Consider the following 18,959-nt stretch of genomic DNA (forward strand, 5'->3'; position numbering starts at 1 on the left):
ATTATGGCTCAACGTGGAAAAATAATAATTAATATCGTGTTTTTGGCGGTTTTCTTGCCGCTGATTGTCCATGCCCAAAAAGGCGAAACGATACAAACTGTCGTGATTGACGCTGGCCATGGAGGGAAAGACCCTGGTGCATTGGGCAAGAATTGCAAGGAAAAAGACATTAACTTATCTGTTGCCCTGAAACTTGGAGCATACATTGAGGAGAACATGCCGAGTGTGAAAGTCGTCTACACTCGAAAAAGAGATGTTTTCGTAGAATTGAACGAGCGTGCCGCTATTGCCAACCGCAACGATGCAGATGTGTTCATTTCCATTCACTGCAATTCGGCGGCCAACGCATCGGTGAACGGTGCCGAAACCTTTGTGATGGGTGAATCGAAAAACGAAGCCAACCTCAACGTGGCAAAAGCCGAAAACGCCGCCATCCTTTTGGAAGACAACGCCAGCGAAACTTACGACAATTTTGATCCGAACAGCACTGAGGCCTATATCTTGTTTTCGCTCTCGCAAAGCCTTTATCAGAACCAAAGCCTACAATTGGCCGACAAGGTGCAACAGCAACTGGTCACTAAGGTAAACCGCCACGACAGAGGTGTGCAACAAGCTGGTTTTCTTGTGCTTTGGAAAACTCCAATGCCAAGCATTTTGGTTGAATTGGGCTTCATCAGTAATGCAAATGAGGCAAAGTTCCTCAATTCGGAACGCGGCCAGACCCAGATGGCTTTGGCACTTTATAGGGCTTTCGAACAATATAAGCAAGCCTATGAAAACGACAATAAGACCGAGACAATGCCCGTAGTGACAACACCTGCGAGCAGCAGCGACAGCGATGTGTTTTTCTCCGTGCAGTTCGCCAGCCGCGACAAGAAAGTGCCTGTCACCGACAAGGCTTTCAAGAAAGTGCCCGAAGTGGATGTCTACGAATACAACGGCGCATACCGTTACATATCAGGCCATTTCGCCACCAAAGCGCAAGCCACGGCACGCCAGACCGAACTGCGCAACTTAGGTTTCAGCGATGCTTTCGTCATAGCATTCGTCAACGGCGAAAGAGCCACTCTGAAGGCGGCTGAGGCGGCGATGAAGAAATGAAAAATGAATTCAATATGAACAATCTTACCATAAAAAATCTGCCGAAAGCAGCTTTGGATTTCTGCAACGAATATAGCGGAATGCCACAAAAAGAATTGTTTGGTGTGACTGATGGGAAAGCCGTCGGCACTTTTGTTGAGCATCTTTTTCAATCATTTCTTGCTTCACGCTACGAAATGAACACTGGCAATTCGGCAAAAGGTTTAGACCTTCCTTCCATTGACACCGACATTAAAGTCACTTCTATTATCCAACCACAATCAAGTTGCCCTTTCAAAGACAGCAAACAGAAAATCTACGGATTTGGGTACAATCTGATTGTCTTTGTTTACGACAAACACGATGACAATACAAACAAAGTTGGTATTCTCAATTTCGTATCTTGTACATTTATTGAGAAAGATAGAACGGCAGACTACCAAACGACCACAGGCCTTCAAAACATCATCAAGAATAATGGCAACGCTGACGACGTTTTCGCGTTTCTCACAGAACGGAACATTCCAGCCGATGAGATTACGTTAATGAATATGGCAAAAGACATACTTAACAATCCGCCCAAAATAGGCTATCTAACAATTTCAAATGCACTTCAGTGGAGACTTCAATACGATAGAATCGTGACACTGAAAGGAAGCATTGATGGCATAACTCCAATTGTCAAATATGAAAGCAGGTGATTTTCTGAACGAAACAAAAAGGCTTTCGCTCGCTGATGCCAACAAGAAGCTGGAAGACGCTTGTGGCATCGTCGATTTCCTTTCATACAAAGAGGAAATTGACGAACTTTTAGAACCTGTTTCCGAACAAGAAGCAAGAGATGAATTCGGCGATTGGCAGACCAATTATCAACTTGCCTGCGACGTGTGTCAGCTAATGAAAGAAAAAGGCATTCGTCCACAAGTGATAATCGAACCGACTTGCGGCAAAGGGGCTTTCGTTCTTGCCGCCTTACAAACGTTTGAAAGCCTCGAGTTGGTATATGGCATCGACATATACAAGCCTTATCTGAATGCATTAAAACTCAACTTATTGGAAAAATCGTTTGACAGCCATCGTCACAATGCAAAAATCAGGCTTTTCCACAGCAGCATTTTTGACTTTGACTTCAAACCAATCGAAGAGCAATGCGGGCAGAAGAATATTCTTGTCATCGGCAATCCACCTTGGGTAACCAACAGCAAACTCGGCAGCATCAACAGCAACAATCTGCCATTCAAGTCCAATTTCAAGAATCAGCGAGGCATAGATGCCATTACTGGCAAAGGTAACTTTGACATTGCAGAATATATTTGCAACATGATGATTCGGGAATTCGGCGGCACAAGCACCCAATTGACATTTCTGATAAAGAATTCTGTAATTAAAAACTTGGTTTACAGGCAAAAGAGCAATCATGAAAACATCAGCAAAATCGAGCAATATAATATTGATGCAGCAAAAGAATTCAGTGTGTCGGTAGCAGCATCATTATTATATTTGGAATTCGGTTCAGGGAAAGCCCAGGAATGTTCCGTATTCGATTTTTATTCACGAGCGAAACAGTATTCATACGGATGGGTTGGAGAGAAATTCGTTTCAAACACAGAAATCTATCGGAAATGGCAACGTTTCGACAATGAATCGCAATTGGAATGGTGGTCGGGAATCAAACACGACTGCTCGAAAGTTATGGAACTGACGAAAAATGCCGAAGGACAATTTGTGAATGCTCTAAATGAAATCGTTGACATTGAGCCAGAATTAGTATATCCGCTTGTTAAAAGCTCCGACATTAGCAACGGCCACATTACAAAGACACGGAAATACGTCATTGTCACCCAACATTCACCTTCCGAATCCACCGATTACATCGCCAAGCAATATCCAAAAACATACGCATACCTTATTAGCCATGCCGACATGCTCGATGGCAGGGAAAGCATCATTTACAAAAAGCGTCCTCGTTTTGCAATGTTCGGCATCGGTGAATATTCATTCAAAAAATACAAGATTGCTGTTTCCGCTCTCTACAAGATTCCCCGTTTTGCTTTGGTTGAACCTATCGACGGTCGTCCCGTCCTGCTTGACGACACATGTTATCTGATTGGATTCGACAACAAGGAAGAAGCCCAAATGACACTCTACCTTTTAAATCACACAATAACAAAAGCCTTTATTGAAACCATCATGTTCTCAGATGCAAAGCGAGTAATCAACAAAGACCTATTGATGCGCATCGACATTGCCGAAGTCTCGGAAACTTTGGCTGATGGGCATTATTCGCAGTCCGTCCCCTATCCGCTTGACACGTTTAGCAAAAAACTGAAAGTCACACATCCGCAACAACTTGAATTGTTTTAATTGTTTTTTCAAACATTAAAGAATCATAAGATTGTATTGCATACCTATCCTCTTTCCATAATCAAAAACGGGAGACAAACAAAATCACATGTTTATCTCCCGTTTTTTGATTTTCAAGCATTTATATGGTCAACTGACCAACAAAAAGCAATCAATATTCGTCTTCGTGGAAAAAGAAATCATCTTTTGTAGGATAATCAGGCCAGAGGTCTTCAATACGCTCGTAGACTTCGCCCTCATCTTCCATTTCCTGAAGGTTTTCAATCACTTCGTCAGGTGCGCCCGTGCGCATAGCCCAATCCAGCAACTCCTCTCTTGTTGCCGGCCAAGGCGCATCTTCCAATTTTGAGGCTAATTCTAATGTCCAGTACATAGTCGTTTGGTTTTTATTTTGGGCTGCAAAAATACTTCATATTGGCAAAAAGTCAAGTGTTTTTTATAAAAAAATTATTCAATTCCTATTTATCTGATTTCCAATATGTTTCACAATTCTTTTCAACAAAATCAAAGAAACGGGCAAGGACAAAGAAAAAATCCGACAATCTATTAAGGTACTTTATGTCGGTTTCATCAACCGGAAAATCCTGTGCCATGCGCCAAGCCTGACGCTCAGCACGACGGCAGACCGTGCGGCAGACATGACAATAGGAGGCCTTCAAATTGCCGCCTGGAATCACGAAAGCCTTCAGTTCGGGCAACTGCTCATTCATTTTGTCAATCTCCTTTTCAAGAAAAGCGACATCATCGGCAGAAAGCGAAGGAATCATCTTGCTCACTTCCGAATCACGGTCTAATGCAAAATGCGATTCCAAGGTAAAGAGTTTATTCTGAACGACTTGCAAAACCGATTTTACAGCCTCAGGAACGCCTTCCAAATCGTTAAGCACGCCCATAAAAGCACTCAGTTCATCGACAGTGCCGTAGGTTTCAACACGCTCATCGAACTTCGCGACACGCTTTCCGCCAATCAACGAAGTCATGCCTTCGTCACCGGTTTTTGTATAGGTTATGTTTTTCATATTCAAATCAATTATTCAAATTTTTAAAAAAGTCTTGTCGGTTATCAGTTTTCAGTAATCAGTTTTCAGTTGTCGATTTTCAGTTTTTCAAAAGTTCAAAATTGTTCAATTTTATAAAAATCTAATAACCAACAGTATACAACAAGATTCACGCCTTCGCGGGAATGACGGCAAAGCCGTCTAATTGTTCAAAAGTCTAATTGTCCACCTGTCCCTAATACTTCAGCACAAAATCCTGTTTTTCAATGCCTAATCTAAAGAAAACCAATCCAATATGATAAAGGTCAATGGTAAGCGAAACATCCTCATTGTCCATAATACGCTCCCAAGCGTCTTCCGCATCGCGCGAGCGGTGAATACCTTCAAAAATAAACACAGAGTCGGTCGTTTTGTGGCTCATGCAGTCCTGCAAGTAATCCCATTCCTCGTCCTCAAAATCGTTTTCACTGAAAAAGACAAAACCCGTGTTGAGTTTCTTGAACTTCTCAGAATCGAAATCCGCTGGCTGAATGAGTGTTACATTTTCAATGCCCATCGAATTGAGCGTTTCGAGAAAGCCATCCGACTCTTCCAAATAAACCCTTGTCTGCAAATTTCCCAAAGCCAACGCCGTCGTATTAAGTGCCGAAAGCTTCCCAAAAGACACCACCGAATCAGGCTCGAAATACCGCACAATGCGATACAAAAGACGGCTCTGCTTGCGGCGGCGGTAAGTCAAATGTTTCTTGCCATCAAGCAACCTGCTCAGGCGCAGAATGGTCTCATAATCAGAGTTTGAGCCTTTGTCGTTCAACACTTTCGTGGTAAATTCATAGACGAAAGGCGAGTGGATATGATACTCACTTTTGCACTGGATCTTGTATTTGAGAAAACTCGAAATCATATCATTCGTATTGGACTTTCTGGAGGAAAAAGACGGTGCGGTGCGGCTTTGGCAACACGCCATTTTGGATAATCTGACAGCCAAAAATCAGGAAACGCGACCCGAACCATGGCTCAATCTGTGCGAAATACTCATCTTCAACATAATCAGCGCCGTGCATTGGCTCAATGTCAACCGATTGCTGGTTCAGCAAAGGCTGGCCATCGGCATCAAACACCGCATAACGCAAGGAATTTTCGTATGACGAAGCCACGACAAGCTCACCGTGACAAACAGCCTCACCGGAATGTTTGGTCAAATCGTAGGTCAAATCGTTATCGAATCTGACTGAAGTCTGCCATTTCAGCTCGCCGTCCTTATCGAAGGCCAGCAAAATTTCCGAAATGAAATCGTAGCCATCGAAAACGGTATAGGTGTAAGGATGTGAACCGTAAAAACCATAACCGTAGCCGTAACTCATGCGCGTTTCAGTGTGATATTCAGGCACAAAGGCTTCGGCAACAAAGACCGACAAGTCGCCATAATGCGTCAACCGCGGCGTTAGGAACTGAAAAGCGATTTCCTTTTTGTCCTGTTTTCCGTTTTTGCCCAATTTAAGGCGTTCTTCGCGCACCCTGACACGGTCAGATGCAGTCAGTGCCAACTCGATTTCAGGCATATTCTTAAAAAGATAAGCCTTAGTCTGCGCTGTTCCCTCAAAACGAACCCAAACCACACCCACGGAAATCTTATCGAAATTTTCGGTTACGCCTTCCAAATCCACTTTCCTATTGCTTTCGCGTTCCAAAGTTCCCATCACCACAAGGCACTGATTTTCATCGAAATCGAAACACATTCTGCCCAATCCCGCGTTTTCGCCATTCTCATAACGATGCTTTTGCAGCAAGACACCCGAAGGCGAAAAAACCAAAAAAGATGTCGCCGCATAACGTTTGTTTTCATATTCGCGTGCCGCCACCACAAAACAATGCTGTTTTGGGAAAGATTCCGTTTGGAAAAGAATGAAACTGTTTGCCAAAGCTGGATTTACGGAACGATAGGAATTTGAATTTAAATCAAAGAAAAGCAAAGTGCCGTTCCCCATCTTGTCGTTGACCGCCATCATCATGTTGCCGTCAACCACCTCAAGGGAATGAATGACAGTCTTTTCGGGCAACATTTCGCCGAATGATTTGTAGGTCAAATCCTTGCGATTGAAACAAATGGCGCAAAAACTAATGGTGTCGGTCTTCTTCAATTTATCGTTTGTGAACAAAAAGACGGCAAAATCATCATCGCTGGCCGAACCAACAAACGACATTCTTGATGAAAGCGGAATCAAGTCGCTGCGCATCTCGTAAAGACTTGAATCGAGCAAAGCGAAATTCCACAGCTGGCTTTTGTGCTCATCAGTCCTGTCGGTCTGCGAAACCATGATGCCGCCTTTTGCGCCAAACGACTCAAAATGACAGCCTTGATCCTTCGACCAACGCCCGACTTCGTAACGAGCCGGCTCAGTCTGCTGCGCCGAAACACAACAGAACGCCAACAAAAACGCCACTATGGAAAACCATTTCTTCATGCTTGAATTTTTCGCAAAAAACAATTATCATTCAATCAAACATTCCTCAATCTTACATTGGTGCTTTTTCGTCTTAGGATCATAATTGATGCCGACGAACAATAGGTTGCCACGGTAATGCTCCAAAATGTCGTCATATTTCTTTTCCTTAATTTGACTGATGGCCGATTCCGCTGATTTTTTGTTTTTCAATTCGATAATCATGGCTGGAATGTTTGGAACGTATGGAATCAAAGCCAAGTCGGCATAACCATTGCCAGTGGGCAGTTCCTTGATGACGGTGTATTTTGTATTAGCATAGAAATAAGCCAAGCCTATCGCGCTTTGGAACGAGGCTTCATTATTGTAAGTCAGCGGATTGGTGGCGCGAATATGAGCCTCAGTCAAGGCGGCGGCCACGGCTTTCTCATCCTTTCTTATCGTGGCATCAAGCAAGGCTTTAGAATCATTCACAAGCTTAATGACGGGTTTGTAGTCATCTTCGTATTCGACGGAAATGGCCCACTGCTCACGGATTTCGCTGTTCGGAATATAGCACTGGCAGTTCACGCGGTCGTAGGCCAAATAGCCCAGATGGATGAGATAGGTGAACACATCGTCCTTAGAGTGGAAGTCCGTCATGGTGTTCAGGTACTTGTAGACGTTCACATCCACTTTTCCGCCGCCCATCATCGTAACGACATCGTCGCGGATGCCTGCGAAATCCAACAGGATGTAGTTTTTCAAGGCTTCGTAGGAACCTGTCTGCGTCCAATAGCTGCCGAACCTTTGCCTGTCCATTGCACTCACAACTGAACGCGGACTGAAAATCTCCTTGACGTAATCCAAATCGTATCCATCATACCAACGCTTACACTCCTCATAATCCATGGCGTACTGCTCGCAAAGGTCTTGGGTTTCCTTAGCCGTGAAGCCTACAAATTCGGCGAAACGGCCTGCATCGGTCATGGAATATTCCGTGAAAAGATTGAGTTTCGATTGTATCTTATCGCGTACAATTGGCAGAATTCCAGTAAGATAGGCAAGCGAAATGGCGGGCGAAAGGTCTGCGTTCTTGAAAAGGCCGTTCAAAAACTCTAGATACTCATTGAAAAGGTCGCTTTCCACTTGCTCCCGCACAAGCACATCGTATTCGTCGATGATAATGACAAAAGTTTCGCCGGTCTTGGCATAGACACGCATGATAGCTGTAGGAAGCGTATCTTCATCATGAAGTTTAACCGAGGGAAATGTTTCCTTGAGTTCATCCTTAATCATTTCGGTGATGAAATCGACCAGGTTACTCTTGTCCTTAACATTCCTATAAACTGCATTCAAGTCGAACTTTATGACATTCAACTTGTTAAGGTAAGTCTCAAAATCCTTTGTCGCTGAGATTTTCAAGTCCTCAAAAAGTTCGCGCGAATCACAACCTTTGGAATAATACGCCGAAATCATGTTACCGGCCATGCTTTTCCCGAAACGGCGCGGACGAGAGACACACACGAATTTTTCACTTGAATCAATAAGTTCATTCAATTCAGCGATAATCATCGATTTGTCGATGAAAATCTTTGTTTTACGGTCTTGACGTAGCAAAACATTGTTCGGATTGAGGTAAATACCCATAACTTTTACGCTATTTCGACTGCAAAAGTAACAAAAGAATTTGGAAAAAGGAAAAAGAGGATGTTTTCGGACATAAATCTTTCCTTTCATTAGCCTACAGTTTCTTCATCGGACTCACAAAATTTCTCATAGCCGTCTACGCACCTACTTTCCGATCAGTTCTACATGTTGGCATCGAAACAAAAAAGCAATGTCAATTTACAGAACATAAAATAAAAGTGACTGCCCGAAAAAAGACAGTCACCTTTAATAAAACATTGCAATTCGTTTAGAGTTTCACGAACTTTGCAACAGCCTTTTGGCCATCGGCATAGTTGAAATTGACGAAATAAACGCCATTTTCAAGGCTTGAAACTTCGTAATTCACACGGCCTTCCATGCAATTCTTTTCAGAAACCATGCGACCGCTCATATCGTAAACTGCAACCTGTGCATCCTGATTCAAAGTGAAGGAAATCATATCCTTGGCAGGATTTGGATAGACAGTTACAAAGGCATTCATATTCTCGCTGACAGAAATCGCACCGAATGAGCTAATGGCCACATTGTCAACTTCCCAAGAATTGGCAGCTTCAGAGGAACTGGTGTAAACAAAAGCTACATAGAAAACATCTCCGCCAACAATAGGATAAAGGTTGTATTCACCAGATTCAACCCATTCATAGTCACCCGTCGAAAAGTCGAAAGCATAGGTGATTTCTGTCCAAGTGTACTCCGAAGGTTCGCTTTCGCCGTCATAGTCGGTGGAAACCAGCACGCTCAGTGAGTTACCATCAAACTTCATAGCCGTGCTGAAACTCAGCATTATGTCCTGAAAGCCACACTGAATAGCAGGACTAATCAGCCAGTCTTCGTTTTGGTTATTGACGCCATTAGCATAGCCGTTCATGTTGGCGTAACCATTGCCATTGTAGGTCTTTTGAGTCCATGTCTGATCGCCGTAGACATCATAAGCGGTGAACACGCCAAGATCAGCATCGAAGGTTTCGTTCAAAAGGACATACACCTCTTCTGTAGTTACGGTTGCAGTTGGATATGTGCCATCGGTCTTATAGTCGATGTTGGCACCGGCATTGGTGTATGGGAAAATGGCGAAATAATAAGTGGTGTTGCCATCCAAATTGCTAAAAGTAGCTGTCTGAACACCAGGATTCACATTGATGGCCATTTCGCTGTTCGGGACAGGGGTGCCATCGGTAGGAACGGTGATGTTGCCCGTTGAAGCCACAACCAAATATCTGTCAGGCAGTTGTGCGCCCGTAGCATCATTCCAAGTCAGAGTGACATCAAGAAAACCACCATTGGCTGAGAAATTGGTTGGATAGTTGCTCGGTTCAGGGTTGATTTGAGCCTGGCCAGCCTTGAAGAAATAAACTTCAGCGATGATGTTTGAAGATTCCTTGTAGCAGCCGAACAAAGGCGTGCCATTAGCAGCATTCAGGTTGAAACGCATATAACGTTGATCCACTGCACCGAGTGAAACAGGGACGCCAGCACCATTGGCATCAATGGTGATATCCCATTTGCCATTATCGGTGAGGGTTGACTGCGTTTTCAGGTAGTTGCCACCGCCAGGAGCATTCAGATAGCCTTCTCTGAGCGGGTCGTAAATCGTCCATTCGCCTGTGCTGCCACCCAATTCAAATTCAAAGACATCGGTCTGAGAATCAGGATTCGTTGCAATCGTAGTAGTGATTGAACCGCCAGCTTCGGAAACAGTCACTGCATGACGGTTGTTGGATTTCTGATAACTCATGGCGTATGCGTTGCCATCGTCATCGAAACCGACGAGGATATACTTTGCACCGGCTTCGAGGCCAGAGGCAGAAGTAATCATTGTGTAAGTTGTTTGGGCAAAACTGCGAGCCGAGAAAACCAGCATCAATGCCAGCATACCAATTGAAAGTAAATTACGTTTCATTTTTTCTAATATTATGTTAAACAATTGATTATAGTTCCAATGATTGCACACGCTCCACGGCTTTGATTTCAGGAATAGCCTTTTTCATCACCGTTTCGATGCCGTTCTTGAGGGTCATAGTGCTGTGAGGGCAATTGCCGCAGGCACCTGTCAATTCCACAATAACGACCATATCGTCAGTGAGTTCCACAAAATTGACATCGCCGCCATCCTGTTGCAGATAAGGGCGCACCTGTTCCAACACGTTTTTCACTTTGCGTAATATTATTTCCTTTTCCATTTCCATTCTTTTCGGGTTGTTTTGTGAGACGTTGCACGCAACGTCTCTACAGCGTTTATCCTTTATTAATTATGGCCTGCGCGATTTCGTCAAATGCCTTTGTGACAGGCGAATCGGCATCCAAAGCCAGAGGCGTTCCCTTGTCGCCGCACTCGGCAATCTGCTCCACAATCGGAATCTGACCCAAAAGCGGAATGTTCAGTTCTTCAGCGAACTTGCGTCCAGTTTCCTTGCCGAAAATGTAGTATTTCTTTTCAGGTATATCGCTTGGCACAAAATAAGCCATGTTCTCGACCAAGCCAAACAACGGAATCTGCAAAGCCTTTTCGTTGAACATCTGGGCGGCACGGCGCACATCGGCGAAAGCAACTTGCTGAGGCGTGGTAACGACGACTGCTCCACTGACCTTAAACGACTGAGCCAAAGTCAGTTGAATGTCACCTGTCCCTGGAGGCATATCGATGACCAAAAAGTCGAGTTCACCCCAAAGGGCATCGTTCATCAACTGGTTGAGGGCGCTGGTTGCCATAGGTCCGCGCCATATCAAAGGACGGTTTGCATCGACAAAGAAACCAATGCTCATCAGCTTGATGCCGTAACGTTCAAGCGGAATCATCACGGTTTTGCCGTCACGTTCGAAACATGCAGGACGCTCGTCGCCCGTGCCGAACATGGTAGGCACCGATGGACCGTAGATATCGGCATCGACCAAGCCTACGCGCTGGTTGGCACGCGCCAAAGCCACGGCCAGATTGGCTGCCACGGTCGATTTGCCAACGCCGCCCTTGCCCGAAGCCACCGCAATGATGTGCTTCACCTTGGAAAGAGCCGTCTGTTCCTCGACCACCTTAATATCAATATTGATGTCGCCGAAAACCTCTTTCAAAGTACGGTTTGCAGCGTTGACCAAAATGTCGTTTTTCGGGTCATCGACATGCTCAACGACCAAATCGAAACGGATGCCGTCATCGCCAACCATCAGGTTTTCAACCATTTTCAGGGCAATGATATTGTCGCCTTTCGGAAAATAGATGACATCCTTTAAAACTTCTAAAACATTTTCCTTTACTAACATGATAAAAAACAAATTTGGGGCAAAGGTAAGAAATTTTTGGTTCAGATTCCTTAAAAAACACTACCTTTGCACAAATTCAAAATCTCAACGATATGAAAAAACTCACCTGCACCCTGTTTTGGCTTTTTAGCCTGAGCGCAATGTTCATTTGCACTTCATGCTCACAATCTGACGATACAAAGCTGATATTAAAGAAAGCCGTTGCTCGTTGCCAATCCATCGAAAAAGGCTATTATGACATGACCTATTTCGAAAAATATATGGATGATAACGACACAACCGTATCGCATCATGTCTGTCATTTCATGAAAGTGAAAAAAGATGACATTTTTGGATTCTATTTCAACAATCAAGAATCCAACAGTTACAATGGATTAACATACTGCAATCAGCAACTCTATTTTGGCGATAGCCTTGTCGCTTATTATGATTATGATAGCACTTGGATTGTTTACGATTGCGGGAAATGGTCGGACGACATCAACAGGTTCAAACACAATTTTGATTTCTTCACCCTTTTCACAGATAAAAGCTGTTTCCCACTCATAAAGGAAAACGCCCTCACAAAAAATATATACGACTTTGAATCGTCGGAAACCACACTCCACGGCGATTCGTGCTATTTGGTGACAATCAACGAGAAAATTGATGATGATAAGGAAGACGATGACGAATATTTTAAAGGCATCCGCCACGAAATGAAATTCTGGATTCTGAAAGATGGATTTTTGCCTATTCAGTATTCCGTCGCATTTGATGTTGTCGAACAAAACGACACCTTATATCAATACGAATTGTTTACGCTGAACGATTATTCCTTTGACGATTTTGACGAAAACCTGCTCAGCATGAAAGCCGTGCCTGAAAATGTTACCTTAAAGGATTACGAGCCATACGTTGCGCCCGAACTTTTGACCGAAAGCACGTCCGCACCTTTATGGGCCTTGCCCGACATCAACGGCGACACCATCAGCCTTGCCAACCTGAAAGGCAAAGTCGTGCTCATCGATTTCTTTTACAAAGGATGTGGAGCTTGTTGCAAAGCTCTTCCGCAACTCGAAAGCCTTTACGAGAAGTACAAGGACAAAGACTTTGCCATGTTCGGCATCGACCCAATGGACGACCCTGAAAAAGACCAAATGGCAGACTTCATCGCCAAACGCAACGTGACATATCCAGTCCTGTTTTCCGACAGAGATTTACCAGAAGAATACAATGTTTCAGCTTATCCGACATTGTATCTGATTGGGAAAGACGGCACCATTCTTCACAACCATGTCGGATATTCAGAAACGCTTGAAGAAGAAATCGGGGCTTGGATTGAAGAAGCACTGAACAAATAACACTAACACTATGGCAAAAGACAAAATCAACAAGACCAACGCCTGCCGCATACTCGACCAGAAAAAGATTGACTACGAACTGATTCCCTACGAAGTAGATGAAACTGACTTAGGCGCACAGCACATCGCCGACCAGCTCGGCGAAGACATCAACCAAGTGTTCAAGACCTTGGTGCTGAAAGGCGACAAGATTGGCTATTTCGTGTGCGTCATTCCGGGCTGCGATGAAGTCGACCTGAAAAAAACCGCCAAAGCAACCTGCAACAAAAGCTGCGACCTGATTCCGATGAAAGAACTGCTCCCACTGACGGGCTACATCCGTGGCGGTTGCTCGCCCATGGGCATGAAAAAGCCTTTTCCAACTTTCATTCACGAGACTTGCCAGCTGTTCGACTACATCTATGTGAGTGCAGGCATGCGCGGTCTGCAATTCAAACTGAAGCCCTACGATTTGGTTCAGGCTGTCGGCATGACGATTGCCGATTTGACGATGTGAACGGGAAAAATTTCATAGTGGCCGACAATATTCATATCAATGGACTTCTGTTTTTTCAGAGCTGATATGCTTTCCACTTAGGTGGAATAGTAAGGTCAAAGTCAGGCACGGCAAGATGAACCGTGTCGGGCAAAACACACTGCCGGAACCTTGATTCGTAACGCTCAAGATTAATCACTTGAGAGGTACTGATGTTGCTCAAACTGTTGGAATAATGAAATGGAGGGAAGTAAACAAAGACTTTGGTTCCTGATTCCAATGCCAATTCGATTGCAGGAATCATGTCACTATCTGTAGAGACCACAATCGCAACATCGCAATTGTGATTGTTGGCATCATTGACGATTTGAGTCGCAATTCTGACATCCGATTCCTTTTCTTCAAAAGTACTAATCTGATAGCCGCAATTATAACACTGAATGGTCTTGTGCAAATACTTACCCAAAATCAACCGAAATTTGGGATTTTCTTTGTTGGCTTGGAAAAAAGCGTTTTGTCTTAACGCCTTATCAATATTGGCTGGTTTGGCAGAAAAGTATTTCACACATACCAACTCCTGATTTGGCTTCACGAACATCTCAAAAAACTTCACGATGTCAAGCCAATAATAACGTCTCCATTTTCTATTCTTCTTCAATCCGTAATAGAAATTGAAACCATCAATATATACTATAACTTTCTGTTTATCAATCATATATAAGTAAAAAAATAAGCCCACTTGATAAGAAGTGGGCAAACCTTAGTATTTTCCACCTAAGGGAGATTCGTTGCAAAAATACAAACATTTTCTATTCTGCCAACATTTCAACAAAAAAATGTTGAACATTCGTCATGCCAAGCCTAATTCATAAACATAATGATGGATTTCACAGTGGCCGACCATATTCATAAATCGTATCACTTGCAAGGTCTATTCGGTCGTTCCAATAGACGCATGTGCGGCTCGAATCCAATTTCACCTGCTGCCAAAGTCCGTAAATCTGTTCAAGTCCTTTGAACTCCTCAATGGTGTCAATATCTTCCTTGACATCGTAACAGACCCGGAAACCATCATCAAAAGTCACAATTAGCTTGAATTTATCCGCTATTTCTATGTCAATAATTCTTGGAATCATAATGAAGATTTCAGAATCAGATGCTAAAAACAAAACCCGGCAGTTTGATTGCTCAGGGACTGTCGGGACTGAACGCTGCAAAAATAGCATTTATTTCAAAAACAGGCAAAGAAAAACATAAATGACCGTGACGCAGCATTTTTGCTCCATTCACGGTCATTTGCGTTTATAAATGTGAATTCAATTATTTCTTCGTTTTCTCAGCAATCCAATTCCTTGCATTGACGAAAGCCTCAATCCAAGGTGCCACTTCGTCATCTTTGCGGTCGTCGGGATAGAAGGCCCACTGCCAAGGTAGGAAGGCACGCTCGAGGTGAGGCATCATGGCCAAATGGCGGCCATCGTTGGAGCAAATGCCTGCCACCGACCAGTCGCTGCCATTCGGGTTGCCCGGATATTCGTCCTGTCCGTAGGTCATCACGATGTCATATTGGTCGCGGTAGCATGGGAAATAGAAACGGCCTTCGCCGTGAGCAATCCACACACCGAGGCGACGTCCCGAAAGTGATGAGAGCATCACGCTGTCGTTTTGCGCAATCTCGACATTCAAGAATGCCGATTCGAACTTGTGGGAATCATTGTGCTTCATCACTGGATGTTCCTCATGGTCAGGATAAAGCAGGCCGAGTTCCATCATCAGCTGACAGCCGTTGCAGACGCCCAAACTCAAAGTGTCTTCGCGGGCATAGAAGTTATCGAGGGCTTTCTTGGCCTTTTCATTATAAAGGAATGCGCCAGCCCAACCCTTGGCGGAACCCAAGACATCGGAATTGGAGAAACCACCGACAAAGACTATCATGTTGACATCGGTCAAGTCTTCGCGGCCCGAAGTCAAATCGGTCATGTGAATGTCCTTGACATCGAAACCGGCCAGATAGAGTGCGTAAGCCATTTCACGGTCACCGTTATCGCCCTTTTCGCGGATGATGGCAGCCTTGATGCCCGACTTCTTCCGGCGGTGCATATCAATGCCCAAATCGGCAGCTTTGCCAGTGAAATCACGGCCAAAACTGTAATGCAGGTATTGGTTCTTGTAGTTCTGGAAACGTTCCAAAGCCTTGCGTTCGCCGCTCTGCTTTCTGTCGAGCAGATATGACGACTTAAACCACAAATCGCGCAAAGCATCAATATCGAAGGTGCGGAGATGACCTTGATGGTCAATGACCAATTTGCGGGCTTTGGAAAGTGTACCGATTGCATTGAACTTCACGCCAGCCTCATGCAACATTTGGCGGGCAACGCCATCGTTTTTCACTTGAATAACGACAGAAGGTTTTTCGCAGAAGAGAACTGCGAACAAATCTTCCTTGTCGAAATCCCTGAGGTTGATGTTCATGCCGCCTTCGGTATTGGCGAAATTCATTTCCAACAAAGTGGTAATCAAGCCGCCAGCCGAAACATCGTGACCTGCAAGCACCAGACCTTCTTCGATCAGATGCTGAATGGCATTGAATGCCTTCTTGAAATAGGCCGGGCTCTTCACATCAGGCGTAACCTGACCCACGGCACCGAGAGCCTGAGCAAAACTGCTGCCACCCAAATTGAAGCCATCTTTCGAGAAGTCGATGTAAAGCAATTCGGAGTTTTCGTCTTGTTTCATGACTGGACGAATGGTCTTGCGGACATTGCTCACTTCGCCAGCAGCCGAAACGATGACCGTGCCAGGAGCCACAACCTTTTCGCCATCAGGATATTTCTGCGTCATGGAGAGGGAATCCTTACCCGTCGGGACATTGATGCCCAAAGCCACGCAATAGTCGCTCAAAGCCTTCACAGCCTGATAGAGACGTGCGGTTTCGCCTTCCTGCTTGGCTGGCCACATCCAGTTGGCGCTCAACGAAATGCCCGTGAGATTGTCCTGAATCGGAGCCCAAACGATGTTCGTCAGAGCCTCGGAGACCGACAAACGCGAAGCAGCAGCCGGATCGATAAGGCCCGCGATAGGTGCATGACCCAAGGCGGTGGCGATGCCACGGATGCCCTGATAGTCCAAAGCGCTGATGCCCAAGTTGCTCAACGGAAGCTGAAGCTCGCCCACACATTGCTGCTGTGCCACGCGGCCCGTGACGGAACGGTCAACTTTGTTGGTCAACCAATCCTTGCAAGCAACGGCTTCAAGCTGAAGCACTTGCTCGACATATTTATGTAAATTACGCTTGTTGTAAGTGATTTTCTTGAAATGATATGGTTTCTCGGTGTCGTGCAAGACCGTCTTAGGCGCACTGCCGAAGAAATCGGAAATGGCGAGGTCGATAGGAGCCGTGCCTTTCTTGCGGGCAAAACGCAGACGCTCGTCGCCAGTCACTTTTCCGACTTCGTAATAAGGCGCGCGTTCACGTTCAGCGGTTTCCTTGATGACCTTCAGGGCTTTCTTGTTGACCAGCAGACCCATGCGTTCCTGCGATTCGTTACCGATGATTTCCTTATCGGACAAAGTCGGGTCGCCCACAGGCAGATTATCGACATAGACCACGCCGCCGGCATCTTCAATCAGTTCGGAGAGGCAGTTCAAGTGACCGCCTGCGCCGTGATCGTGGATGGAACGGATAGGATTTTCATCGCTTTCAGCCATGGCACGAATCACGTTGGCCACGCGCTTTTGCATTTCAGGATTGGCGCGCTGCACGGCATTCAGTTCGATGGCGTTGCTGTATTGTCCCGTATCGACGCTCGAAACGGCGCCACCGCCCATACGGATGCGGTAGTTATCGCCACCCAAGACCACGATGACATCACCTTCTTCAGGTTCCAGTTTCTTGGCATCTTCCTTTTTGGCAAAACCGATGCCACCGGCCAGCATGATGACCTTATCGTAGCCCAGGCTTTGTTCTTCCTGATGTTCGAAAGTCAAAAGGCTGCCGTTGATGAGCGGCTGACCGAACTTATTGCCGAAATCGGATGCGCCGTTGGAAGCCTTGATAAGAATCTCTTCAGGAGTCTGATAGAGCCAAGGACGCGCTTCGCAATCCTTTTCCCACTCGCGGCCTTCCTCAGTGCGCGGATAGGATGTCATATAGACCGCAGTGCCGGCCAAAGGCAAACTGCCCTGACCGCCAGCCAAACGGTCGCGGATTTCGCCGCCGCTACCCGTAGCAGCACCATTGAAAGGCTCAACGGTGGTCGGGAAATTATGTGTTTCGGCTTTCAGCGAAATGATGGTGTCAATATCCTTAATCTGGAAATAATCAGCCTTGTTTTGGGTCATTGGCGCAAACTGCTCGACTTTCGGGCCGAGGACAAAAGCCACATTATCCTTGTAAGCCGAGACCAATCTATTTGGATTTTCCTTCGAAGTCCGCTTGATGAGGGCAAACAAGGTGTTCGGCATCTTCTTTCCGTTGATGATGAAAGTGCCATTGAAAATCTTGTGGCGGCAGTGCTCCGAGTTGACTTGTGCGAAGCCATACACCTCACTGTCAGTAAGTTTACGACCAATCTTTTCCTCAATGCTCTTTAGATATGCCATTTCCTCCGGACTGAGGGCAAGACCTTCCTGCTGGTTGTACGACTCGATGTCATCGATATATTTCAAAGGTTCGGGCTGGCGGTCGATGAGGAAGACATTTTGGTCCAAATCCTTGTAACGCGCCTGCAGCATCGGGTCGAAAGAGGCGTTTTCATCGTCCACTTTGTGGAATTCCTCGATGCGGATGATGCCCGTGAGGCCCATGTTCTGGGTGATTTCCACGGCATTGGTGCTCCAAGGCGTAATCATCTCGCGGCGCGGGCCTACGAAATAGCCTTTCAGCGACTTTGGTGCGACCTGTTTAGCATTGCCAAACAGCCAGGAAAGCTTCTTGATGTCTTCAGGTGATTGCTCAACGCGCGTGTCAACTGCTATAACACGCTGATTGTCAGATTGAAAAAAACATATCATAATAGCGGATATTTTGTTGCAACAATATGCCGCAAAGATAAGAGTTTTTGAAGAAGGAAAGACGAATAAGGGTGATTTATTTTGGCAGCAATACACTTTGCCTTTTTATAACCAAAACATCCAAAACCCACAAAATATTTCTCTTCCCGACTTTGAATCTCGCAACCGCTCGATTCATACCATGTCTCTCCTCTCTTAACCAACCACTTCCCACTCCACAATATTCTTCTTCTCGCTCGAAAAACCAACACCTATCTTGAACAGCTTTCTCGGATCCGCAGCGTAAGGTTCGGCGTAGCCTTTGCCGTCAATCTGCTTCAACGCCTCGTCCGCCGTG

At 45.2% G+C, this 18,959-nt stretch carries 17 protein-coding genes; 5 read left to right on the top strand and 12 right to left on the bottom strand.

What is annotated here, in order from left to right:
* Positions 1 to 3: 3 nt before the first annotated feature.
* Genes AC06MN_RS11510 through AC06MN_RS11520 form a run of 3 tightly spaced genes read left to right on the top strand, consistent with a single transcriptional unit; the run spans position 4 to position 3,444 of the window.
* Complete coding sequence (locus AC06MN_RS11510) at positions 4 to 1,101, top strand: N-acetylmuramoyl-L-alanine amidase (protein ID WP_475672526.1); 1,098 nt, start codon at positions 4 to 6, stop codon at positions 1,099 to 1,101.
* A gap of 14 nt (positions 1,102 to 1,115) precedes the next feature.
* A complete protein-coding gene (locus tag AC06MN_RS11515) occupies positions 1,116 to 1,781 on the top strand; it encodes a type II restriction-modification system restriction endonuclease (protein WP_475672527.1) in 666 nt (221 codons plus the stop codon).
* Positions 1,768 to 3,444: a class I SAM-dependent methyltransferase gene (locus AC06MN_RS11520; RefSeq protein WP_475672528.1), complete on the top strand. Its 1,677-nt coding sequence runs from the start codon at positions 1,768 to 1,770 to the stop codon at positions 3,442 to 3,444. The genes AC06MN_RS11515 and AC06MN_RS11520 overlap by 14 nt, the downstream gene beginning before the upstream one ends.
* Before the next feature lie 151 nt (positions 3,445 to 3,595).
* Here the strand turns inward: AC06MN_RS11520 and AC06MN_RS11525 are convergent, their stop codons facing one another.
* The 8 genes from AC06MN_RS11525 to AC06MN_RS11560 form a co-directional block, all read right to left on the bottom strand.
* Positions 3,596 to 3,817, bottom strand: coding sequence for a DUF2795 domain-containing protein (locus tag AC06MN_RS11525; RefSeq protein WP_475672529.1), 222 nt, complete (start codon positions 3,815 to 3,817; stop codon positions 3,596 to 3,598).
* 85 nt (positions 3,818 to 3,902) lie between these two features.
* Positions 3,903 to 4,463 (bottom strand): cob(I)yrinic acid a,c-diamide adenosyltransferase, encoded by a 561-nt coding sequence (locus AC06MN_RS11530; RefSeq protein WP_475672530.1) that lies wholly within the window; start codon positions 4,461 to 4,463, stop codon positions 3,903 to 3,905.
* Between the two features lie 214 nt (positions 4,464 to 4,677).
* On the bottom strand, positions 4,678 to 5,346 hold the full coding sequence (locus tag AC06MN_RS11535) for a hypothetical protein (RefSeq protein WP_475672531.1): 669 nt from the start codon (positions 5,344 to 5,346) through the stop codon (positions 4,678 to 4,680).
* 1 nt (position 5,347) lies between these two features.
* The gene (locus AC06MN_RS11540) at positions 5,348 to 6,907 is read right to left on the bottom strand and encodes a hypothetical protein (RefSeq protein WP_475672532.1); all 1,560 of its coding nucleotides are present in this window, start codon (positions 6,905 to 6,907) and stop codon (positions 5,348 to 5,350) included.
* Positions 6,908 to 6,934: 27 nt separating this feature from the next.
* Positions 6,935 to 8,515, bottom strand: coding sequence for an AAA family ATPase (locus AC06MN_RS11545; protein WP_475672533.1), 1,581 nt, complete (start codon positions 8,513 to 8,515; stop codon positions 6,935 to 6,937).
* A 268-nt stretch (positions 8,516 to 8,783) separates the two neighbouring features.
* The gene (locus AC06MN_RS11550; RefSeq protein ID WP_475672534.1) at positions 8,784 to 10,436 is read right to left on the bottom strand and encodes a T9SS type A sorting domain-containing protein; all 1,653 of its coding nucleotides are present in this window, start codon (positions 10,434 to 10,436) and stop codon (positions 8,784 to 8,786) included.
* A 28-nt stretch (positions 10,437 to 10,464) separates the two neighbouring features.
* Positions 10,465 to 10,716, bottom strand: a complete 252-nt coding sequence (locus AC06MN_RS11555) for a NifU family protein (protein WP_475672535.1) — start codon at positions 10,714 to 10,716, stop codon at positions 10,465 to 10,467.
* 55 nt (positions 10,717 to 10,771) lie between these two features.
* Positions 10,772 to 11,791, bottom strand: coding sequence for an Mrp/NBP35 family ATP-binding protein (locus tag AC06MN_RS11560; protein WP_475672536.1), 1,020 nt, complete (start codon positions 11,789 to 11,791; stop codon positions 10,772 to 10,774).
* Between the two features lie 92 nt (positions 11,792 to 11,883).
* Here AC06MN_RS11560 and AC06MN_RS11565 point away from each other — a divergent pair, with 92 nt between their 5' ends.
* Positions 11,884 to 13,134, top strand: a complete 1,251-nt coding sequence (locus AC06MN_RS11565; protein WP_475672537.1) for a TlpA family protein disulfide reductase — start codon at positions 11,884 to 11,886, stop codon at positions 13,132 to 13,134.
* A gap of 10 nt (positions 13,135 to 13,144) precedes the next feature.
* The gene (gene ybaK / locus AC06MN_RS11570) at positions 13,145 to 13,630 is read left to right on the top strand and encodes a Cys-tRNA(Pro) deacylase (RefSeq protein ID WP_475672538.1); all 486 of its coding nucleotides are present in this window, start codon (positions 13,145 to 13,147) and stop codon (positions 13,628 to 13,630) included.
* 55 nt (positions 13,631 to 13,685) lie between these two features.
* Here ybaK and AC06MN_RS11575 read toward each other — a convergent pair whose 3' ends face one another.
* The 4 genes from AC06MN_RS11575 to AC06MN_RS11590 form a co-directional block, all read right to left on the bottom strand.
* Positions 13,686 to 14,324 (bottom strand): NYN domain-containing protein, encoded by a 639-nt coding sequence (locus AC06MN_RS11575; protein WP_475672539.1) that lies wholly within the window; start codon positions 14,322 to 14,324, stop codon positions 13,686 to 13,688.
* Positions 14,325 to 14,496: 172 nt separating this feature from the next.
* Complete coding sequence (locus AC06MN_RS11580) at positions 14,497 to 14,745, bottom strand: DUF2442 domain-containing protein (protein WP_475672540.1); 249 nt, start codon at positions 14,743 to 14,745, stop codon at positions 14,497 to 14,499.
* Positions 14,746 to 14,929: 184 nt separating this feature from the next.
* The gene (purL, locus tag AC06MN_RS11585; protein WP_475672541.1) at positions 14,930 to 18,622 is read right to left on the bottom strand and encodes a phosphoribosylformylglycinamidine synthase; all 3,693 of its coding nucleotides are present in this window, start codon (positions 18,620 to 18,622) and stop codon (positions 14,930 to 14,932) included.
* A 195-nt stretch (positions 18,623 to 18,817) separates the two neighbouring features.
* On the bottom strand, positions 18,818 to 18,959 hold a 142-nt coding region (locus tag AC06MN_RS11590; RefSeq protein ID WP_475672542.1), incomplete at its 5' end, for a PD-(D/E)XK nuclease domain-containing protein.

It is taken from the genome of Candidatus Limimorpha sp. (assembly GCF_056203535.1).